6 protein-coding genes and 1 pseudogene are annotated in these 8,096 nt (G+C 31.1%); 5 read left to right on the forward strand and 2 right to left on the reverse strand.

The features are described from left to right. The first annotated feature begins 97 nt into the window (after nucleotides 1-97). The 5 genes from ccrA (at nucleotide 98) to HMPREF3239_RS09095 (ending at nucleotide 6,434) form a co-directional block, all read left to right on the forward strand. Nucleotides 98-1,459: a cassette chromosome recombinase CcrA gene (ccrA, locus tag HMPREF3239_RS09075; RefSeq protein ID WP_070442253.1), complete on the forward strand. Its 1,362-nt coding sequence runs from the start codon at nucleotides 98-100 to the stop codon at nucleotides 1,457-1,459. Then, entirely contained in the window at nucleotides 1,456-3,081 is a 1,626-nt protein-coding gene (gene ccrB, locus HMPREF3239_RS09080; protein WP_070855404.1) for a cassette chromosome recombinase CcrB, read from the forward strand. The genes ccrA and ccrB overlap by 4 nt, the downstream gene beginning before the upstream one ends. A gap of 156 nt (nucleotides 3,082-3,237) precedes the next feature. Continuing rightward, nucleotides 3,238-4,347 (forward strand): carbohydrate kinase, encoded by a 1,110-nt coding sequence (locus tag HMPREF3239_RS09085; protein WP_048667849.1) that lies wholly within the window; start codon nucleotides 3,238-3,240, stop codon nucleotides 4,345-4,347. Beyond that, complete coding sequence (locus tag HMPREF3239_RS09090; protein ID WP_048667850.1) at nucleotides 4,331-5,242, forward strand: pseudouridine-5'-phosphate glycosidase; 912 nt, start codon at nucleotides 4,331-4,333, stop codon at nucleotides 5,240-5,242. Before HMPREF3239_RS09085 ends, HMPREF3239_RS09090 begins: the two co-directional genes overlap by 17 nt. Nucleotides 5,243-5,252: 10 nt before the next feature. After that, entirely contained in the window at nucleotides 5,253-6,434 is a 1,182-nt protein-coding gene (locus tag HMPREF3239_RS09095; protein ID WP_070855406.1) for a NupC/NupG family nucleoside CNT transporter, read from the forward strand. A 315-nt stretch (nucleotides 6,435-6,749) separates the two neighbouring features. Here the strand turns inward: HMPREF3239_RS09095 and HMPREF3239_RS12160 are convergent. Both HMPREF3239_RS12160 and HMPREF3239_RS09100 read right to left on the reverse strand, forming a co-directional pair. Continuing rightward, nucleotides 6,750-6,927 (reverse strand): annotated as a pseudogene (locus HMPREF3239_RS12160) (IS6 family transposase); the annotation flags it as partial. Nucleotides 6,928-7,228: 301 nt separating this feature from the next. Beyond that, nucleotides 7,229-7,963: a hypothetical protein gene (locus HMPREF3239_RS09100; protein WP_053021809.1), complete on the reverse strand. Its 735-nt coding sequence runs from the start codon at nucleotides 7,961-7,963 to the stop codon at nucleotides 7,229-7,231. Between the last annotated feature and the right edge of the window lie 133 nt (nucleotides 7,964-8,096).

Below are 8,096 nucleotides of genomic sequence, written 5' to 3' on the forward strand. Positions count from 1 at the left end.
GATAATTAATCATTGCGGTCCAACGTGCTTTTAACACGTTGGACCTTTCATTCTAATTCATTCATAAACATATATTATCTCTATGGAGGTGTATAACATGGAAGAAGCCGTTGCTTACGTACGTCAAAGTACACTAAAACAACAAAGTTTAGCGACTCAGAAATCTCTCATTTTGAATACTGCTAAGCAATATGGATGGCCTAATGTGACGTTTTATGATGATAAGAGAAGCGGTCGAAATACGAAACGGTCGGGTTATCAAAAGATGGTAGAAATGATTACGTCCGGAAAATGTAAAGTATTGTGTTGCTATCGCTTGAACCGACTACATCGTAATTTGAAAAATGCCATACAATTCTTTGAAATTTGTAAAAAGCATCACGTCACAATCATCAGTGTTAACGATGGATATTTTGATTTGTCTAAAGAGTTTGATTGCTTTCGCTTGAACATACTTATGAGTCTAGCGGAAATGGAATCAAACAATATCAGTGAACAGACACGAAATGGGATAAGAGAAAAAGCCAAACAAGGTAAGCTAATCACAACTCATGCACCTTTTGGCTATCGTTATAGACAAGGTCATTTTGTTGTACATGAAGAAGAAGCGTATACAGTCAAAGCTGTCTATCGCTGGTACTTACAAGGTCTAGGCTACAAAAAAATTTCCCAACATTTAGATAACAATCCTAAGCTTACTCCACGTAAGCCCTATCAAGTTAGAAATATTCTCTTGAACCCTAACTATTGCGGTCGTGTCATCAATAAGTATGGAACATTTAATGATTTAGTACCTTCTATTGTCGACATTGATACCTTTGAACAAGCACAGCAACGTCGCTTGAATAAACATCATAAACAACACATTTCTGAAAACAAATTAAAGAAGCTACTTAAATGTCCTTACTGTCAATCAACATTAACAAACTTAACAATAAAAAAAGAACATCATTCTCTACGTTACTATGTCTGTCCTAAAAATATGAATGAAGCTTATCATACGTGTCCATTTAAAGGTATCAATGCGCAAATGATTGAAACAGAGGTCCTCAACACTTGTAAAGCATATTGTAACAATCAGTCATTTCATGACAAATTAAATGAGACAATACTAAAAGCTCTAAAACGCCAACAAATGAAACACAGACAATCACATCTAACACAAGAACAACTCATCGAAAAGCTAGCACAAAATCAAATTGATATCGAGACGTTTAAACATTTATCTGCTGGCTCTGAAAGTGAAGAACGTTACTCTAATTATTCACATAAACAAATTACCAAAACAATCCGTCATATAATCAAAGATAAATTGACATTAGAAACCATAGCACCTTTTATCGATTGCATCAACATAACTCAAACTAAACAATTACAAGGAATCTACTTTAAAAATAGTCCACTCAATATCGTTGAACAATCACACTTAATAATATCTGAAAGGAATGAAGTCGTATGAAACAACTCAAAAAGAAACGTATTGGATTATATGCACGTGTATCAACTGAAATGCAAACGGATGGTTACAGTATTCATGGTCAATTAAATCAACTTACAGAGTATTGTCAATTTCAAGGTTATGAAGTCGTTGATGAATATACCGATCGTGGTATATCAGGTAAAACAACACAACGTCCTGAATTACAACGTATGTTAAAAGATGCTAAAGAAGGTAAATTAGATGGTATTATGGTATATAATACTACTCGTTTAGCTAGAAATACCTCAGATTTATTAAATATTGTCGAAGAATTGTATGAGATTAATGTTGAATTTTTTAGTCTAACTGAAAAAATAGAAATTGCGAGCTCCACAGGTAAATTGATGCTCCAAATCTTAGCGAGCTTCGCAGAATTTGAAAGAAACGTTATTGTAGAAAACGTGTTTAATGGTCAAAGACAACGTGCCATTGAAGGTTATTACCAAGGTAATTTGCCTCTAGGCTATGATAAAGTACCTGACAGTAAAAAAGAGCTCATGATCAATCAACATGAAGCAAATATTGTTAAATATATTTTTGAGTCATACGCTAAAGGTCATGGTTATCGTAAGATTGCGAATGCATTAAATCACAAAGGTTATGTAACTAAGAAAGGTAAACCGTTTAGTATTTCATCCATTACCTACATCATCTCAAACCCTTTTTACATTGGAAAAATACAGTTTGCGAAGTATAGACACTGGAGCGATAAGAGACGAAAAGGACTCAATGAGGAACCTATTATCGCTGACGGTAAGCATGCACCTATTATTGATAGAAACTTATGGGATAAAGTACAGTTTAAACGCCAGGAGAGTCGCAAGAAACCACAAGTCCATGGTAAAGGGACAAACCTACTGACTGGCATTGTAAAATGTCCGAAATGTGGTGCAGCAATGGCGGCAAGTAATACAACCAATACATTAAAAGATGGCACTAAGAAAAGAATCAGATATTACTCATGTAGTAATTTTAGAAACAAAGGTTCTAAAGTTTGTTCAGCCAATAGTGTTAGAGCAGATATATTGGAAAAATATGTTATGAACCAAATATTGGAGATTATCAAAAGTAAAAAGGTAATGAAACAATTGGTTGAAAAAGTAAATGAAAGAAGTCAAATAGATGTCTCTTCTTTGAATCATGACATCGCTTATAAACAGTCACAATGTGAAGAAATCAAAGCCAAAATGCATACACTAACGAAAACGATCGAAGACTCACCTGACTTAGATAGTGTGTTGAAACCAACAATACTTAGCTATCAAGATGAGTTGAATCAAATAAACAATCAAATCCATCAACTAGAACAAGATAAACAAGCGGAATCTCCACATTATGATGCAGATATGATTGCTAATGTATTACAAGCAATATTCAAAGATATAGACAAATTAGAGAAATCTCAGTTGAAATCACTATATCTAACAATCATCGATCGTATTGACATAAGAAAAGATGAGCATCATAAGAAGCAATTTTACGTTACGCTCAAACTGAATAATGAGATTATCAAACAACTATTTAATAACCATCCACTTGACGAAGTGCTTCTTAGCACTTCGTCTTTATTTTTGTCCCAAACACTGTATCTTATTATTTAGTAAATAAAGTGAGTATAATTATCTTTTAATAGAATAAAAAATAAAACCTTTCGAGAAAACGTTTACACAAAAATGTATATATGTTATTATCTCTTTGAATGAAACAAACAAATGTTTTGTTTGTGAACTATTGTTTCTTTAAAAGGAGGTGCTATTTTGAAAAATAAAGAGCAATTTATTTTAAACGAAATTAAAAAAAATCCTTTTATTACTCAACAAGAGTTAGCAGAACGTATTGGTTTATCAAGGCCAGCCACAGCTAATATAATATCTGGTTTAATAAAAAAGAAATATATATTAGGAAAAGCATACATTGTTAATGAGGAAGATTCCATAATCTGTATTGGAGCTGCTAATGTTGATAGAAAGTTTTATTGTGATACTGATCTACAATCTATGACTTCCAATCCAGTAAAATCAACAAAATCGATTGGAGGTGTAGCAAGAAATATTGCTGAAAACTTAGGGAGACTTGGTGAAAATGTTACATTTTTAACAGCAGCTGGAAATGATAGCGAATGGAGTTTGATTAAAAAACTATCTGAGCCTTTTATGAATACAAATTATATTCAACCTATAGAAAATGCAAGTACAGGATCATATACAGCTATTATAGATAAAAAAGGTGATATGCAGTATGGTTTTGCAGATATGAATATTTACGAGGAAATTACACCTGAATTTCTGTCAAAGCAGTCATCTATCTTATTAAAAGCTAAATGTTTAGTAATAGATTTAAATTTACCCAAAAAATCTATTGAGTACCTCACTTCATTCGCAGAAAAAAACAATATTAAGTTAGTAATTGTACCAGTATCTTCACCTAAAATGATCCATATGCCTAATTCACTACATTCAATTGATTGGTTAATTATTAATCGCGATGAAACCGAAACTTTTTTAAAAATGAAAATTGATAGTAATGATGACATGAGTATTGCTGCTGAGAAATTAATTAATCTTGGTGTGTCTAACGTCATTATTACAAATGGACTAAAACCACTCATTTTCAAAGATAATAGTTCAGAATCATTTCACTCAGTAATTTCATCTAAAAATGTAGTTGATGTAACTGGTGCTGGTGATTCATTTACTAGCGCAGTAATATATAGTTGGCTAAAAAATTATACTAATGAAGACATTATTAACTTAGCTTTGTTAAACTCGAAGAAAACTGTTGAAACTAATTACACTGTTAGACAAAATTTAGATCAAAAACAATTAGAAATTGAATTGGAGGAATTTAAAAATGAAAAAATTTCTTGAATTTTCTACAGAAGTTGAAGAAGCCAAAAAAAACAATAGTCCCATAGTAGCTTTAGAATCTACAATAATCTCTCATGGTATGCCCTACCCACAAAACATTGAAATGGCAAAAAAAGTTGAACAAATAATACGAGACAATGGCGCCACACCTGCTACTATTGCCATAATGGATGGGAAAATAAAAATTGGTTTAAACGAAAATGACTTGGAGACTCTAGCAAATAGTCCTAATGTCGCTAAAGTATCTCGTCGCGACTTAGCAGAAATAGTTGCTACTAAAAAAATTGGGGCTACAACTGTTGCTTCTACTATGATTTGTTCAGAATTAGCTGGGATACCATTTTTTGTCACTGGTGGAATTGGTGGTGTTCATAAGGGCGTAGAAACTAGTATGGATATTTCAGCAGATTTAGAAGAACTAGCGCATACAAATGTTACAGTTATATGCGCAGGAGCAAAATCTATTTTAGACTTGCCTAAAACGCTTGAATACTTAGAAACTAAAGGTGTTCCGGTAATTGGATATCAAACAACTGAACTACCTGCTTTTTTCACTAGAGAAAGCGGTTTAAAACTAAATAGTTCAGTTGAGGAACCTACAGAAATAGCTGAAATTTTCAAGACCAAAATGGAGTTAAATTTACATGGTGGAATGGTCATTGCAAATCCTGTTCCTAAAGAACATGAACTTTCTAAAGATTATATTGACACTATAATTGAAGAAGCTGTTAAAGATTCTATTGCCAATGGAATTATTGGAAAAGACTCTACACCTTTCCTTCTTAAAACAATCGTTGAAAAAACAGATGGCAAAAGCTTAGAAACAAATATTAAGTTGGTAGAAAATAACGCTGTTTTAGGAGCTAAAATAGCTGTAGCTTTCAGCAAAATGTAGGTGCTTGACTATGTCAATAATCTTCACATTTTTAGGAATAGTTTTTGCTTTATTAGTTGCATATATTTTTAGTTTTAATAGAAAAGCTATAGATATAAAAAAACCAATGATTATGATAGTAATACAAATTGTTCTTGTTTTATTTATGATGAATACATCAATAGGTCTTAATTTATTAACCGCAATGAGTACATTTTTTGAAGGTTTAATGAATATTAGTAAAGAAGGTATTGAATTCGTTTTTGGAGATTTACAAAATAAAAACGGCTATAATTTCTTTCTAAATGTATTACTACCTTTAGTTTTTATTTCAGTTTTAATTGGTATGTTAAACTATTTTAAAATTTTACCTTTTCTAATTAAAATTATAGGTTGGATAATTAATAAAATAACTCATATGGGCCAACTTGAAAGTTATATCGCAATATCTACTTCTATGTTAGGTCAACCAGAGGTTTATTTAACAGTTAAAAATATTATTCCAAGCTTGTCAAAAGAAAAGTTATATACTATCGCTACTTCAGGTATGAGTGCTGTCAGTATGGCTATGCTAGGCTCATATATGCAAATGATCGATCCTAAATATGTAGTTACTGCAGTTGTTTTAAATATTTTCAGTGCTTTGATAATTGCTAGCGTCATTAATCCTTACAAAAATGATAATAAAGAATTAAAAGCTGAATCAGAAAAAAATGTTAAAAAAACAACTTTCTTTCAAATGATTGGTGAAAGTGCTATTGATGGCTTCAGAATTGCTATTACTGTAGCAATAATGTTGTTAGCTTTTATATCTTTAATGAAAGGAATTACTATTGTATTTGATTTAGTCGGTCTAGATTTTAAAAAATTGATTGGTTACATATTTGCTCCTATCGCTTTCATTATGGGTATTCCATGGAGTGAAGCTATACGTGCTGGATCAATTATGGCAACAAAGTTAATTACAAATGAGTTCGTAGCAATGTTAGATTTTCAAAAAATTGCCTCTTCTCTATCTCCAAAGACTCAAGGTATAATATCTGTTTATCTTGTAAGCTTTGCTAACTTTGGTACTGTTGGAATTATGGTAGGAGCTATTAAAGGTATTGATAGTAAACAGGGAAATAAAGTAGCTTCTTTTGCCCTAAGATTATTATTAGGTGCAACATTAGCATCAATTATTTCAGCAAGTATTATTGGCTTAGTTTTATAAATAATAAAATTTTAAGTAAAAAGTCTTCACTAAAATTTAATAGTGAAGACTTTTTATTATAGAAAGTTCTTTATTTTCTTCTTCTGATTACTTTTTATAACTATTTATAAGAATTTTCTTTATCAATTTCAATAACACTTATCTAATATGGTAGCAAATTGCATTATCTATCTACTACTACACGAAGCTTATATTGAAATTGCTAAAGAACATCCCACGATGATTTTTTAACGGGAAATGAATGGGATTTGCTTACTCGAAGAAGCAGAAGGATTGTGCAAGCACAATCCCAAAATCCCGTTATTCTTTATAAATAAATAATATATATAAGGAAGCAGAAACCCAACGGTAGACCGTTGAATGATGAACGTTTACACCACGTCCCCCTTAATATTCCAGATATATCACGATAATTCAATGCATATCTTAGATAGTAGCCAACGGCTACAGTGATAACATCCTTGTTAAATTGTTTATATCTGAAATAGTTCATACAGAAGACTCCTTTTTGTTAAAATTATACTATAAATTCAACTTTGCAATAGAACCTTTTTTATGAATTAGTTACTGTTACAGTAGAAAAAAATTATAAAAGACAGGTAACGTAATAATAAAATTACATTGATTTCCCTGAGTGAAATTATTGACGAATCAATATTAAATATTGGATGGAAAACTGTATGATATGATGTGAATTTTTTAGCAAAATCTCTATATCCTTCTTTTTCTAATATATAAAACGACCCTTTAGGTATTTGTATGGTGACTGATACCTAAAGTGTCGTTTTACTTTACTATTTATTTTGGGTTGAGGATTGGTCTTCTTCAGTAGTATTTTTTTCTGAACTGTTTTCGTTCGGGTGATTATTGCCATCTTGATTACGCTTTGAATTGATATTGTTTTGCTTACTATTTTCTCGTTCATCATCATTAGGACGAGAAAGATCTCGACCATATATTTCTTCGTTACGACTATTATCCCCTTTATACATTTTACTTTCGTTGGCATGTTGTACATGGATTTGTTTATCTTTTTCTGTTCGATCATCAATCAAATTTCCAACTTCACCAGTTTCTTTATTGACAGTTGTTGCAAATTTTATTGGAAAGCCAGTAGCGTCTCGTCCTAAAAATTTTATAAAATAATCTGTATTGCTACTTCTTTTTTGATCTATTTTAAATTCAGAGTATTGTCCTGTTTTAAAAACATTTTTGGCTTTTTGAATGGCATCTTCACGAGAGATTTGAGTGCTATTTTCTTCGTTAGGATGATCTTGATTCTGAGTATCGGTATGGTTGTTTGTAGGTTGTTGTCGATTGGTTTGTTCCTGAGAGTTGTTTGGATTAGCATTATTAGATGTTTCGTTGTTGGCGTTGTTATCAGGTTTAGAACTAGATTCGTTATTATTTTTTTTGTCTGACTGTTCTTGATTAGTATCCTTATCATTTTCATTATCTCCAAAATTAATGGAACATGCACTTAATAGCATTGTACATAACATGATGACACTTAATATTAGTTTTTTCATAATTAATAGATCTCCTTACTTGATTTGGATAATTAATTTAAGTATTTGATTTTTTTAATTAGTTGTTCTACTTCTTTATCATTTCCATTATCAATTTTTAGGTTCTGTTGCAAAGTTGAATTTATAGTATAAT

The sequence above is a fragment of the Staphylococcus sp. HMSC34C02 genome, from assembly GCF_001838705.1.
Classification (GTDB): Bacteria; Bacillota; Bacilli; order Staphylococcales; family Staphylococcaceae; genus Staphylococcus; species Staphylococcus borealis.

Excerpts from the sequence above, each read along its gene's own strand:
- ccrA (WP_070442253.1), top strand. The coding sequence starts at position 98 with ATGGAAGAAGCCGTTGCTTACGTACGTCAAAGTACACTAAAACAACAA.
- ccrB (WP_070855404.1), top strand. The coding sequence starts at position 1,456 with ATGAAACAACTCAAAAAGAAACGTATTGGATTATATGCACGTGTATCA.
- HMPREF3239_RS09090 (WP_048667850.1), top strand. The coding sequence starts at position 4,331 with ATGAAAAAATTTCTTGAATTTTCTACAGAAGTTGAAGAAGCCAAAAAA.
- HMPREF3239_RS09095 (WP_070855406.1), top strand. The coding sequence starts at position 5,253 with ATGTCAATAATCTTCACATTTTTAGGAATAGTTTTTGCTTTATTAGTT.
- HMPREF3239_RS09100 (WP_053021809.1), bottom strand. The coding sequence starts at position 7,963 with ATGAAAAAACTAATATTAAGTGTCATCATGTTATGTACAATGCTATTA.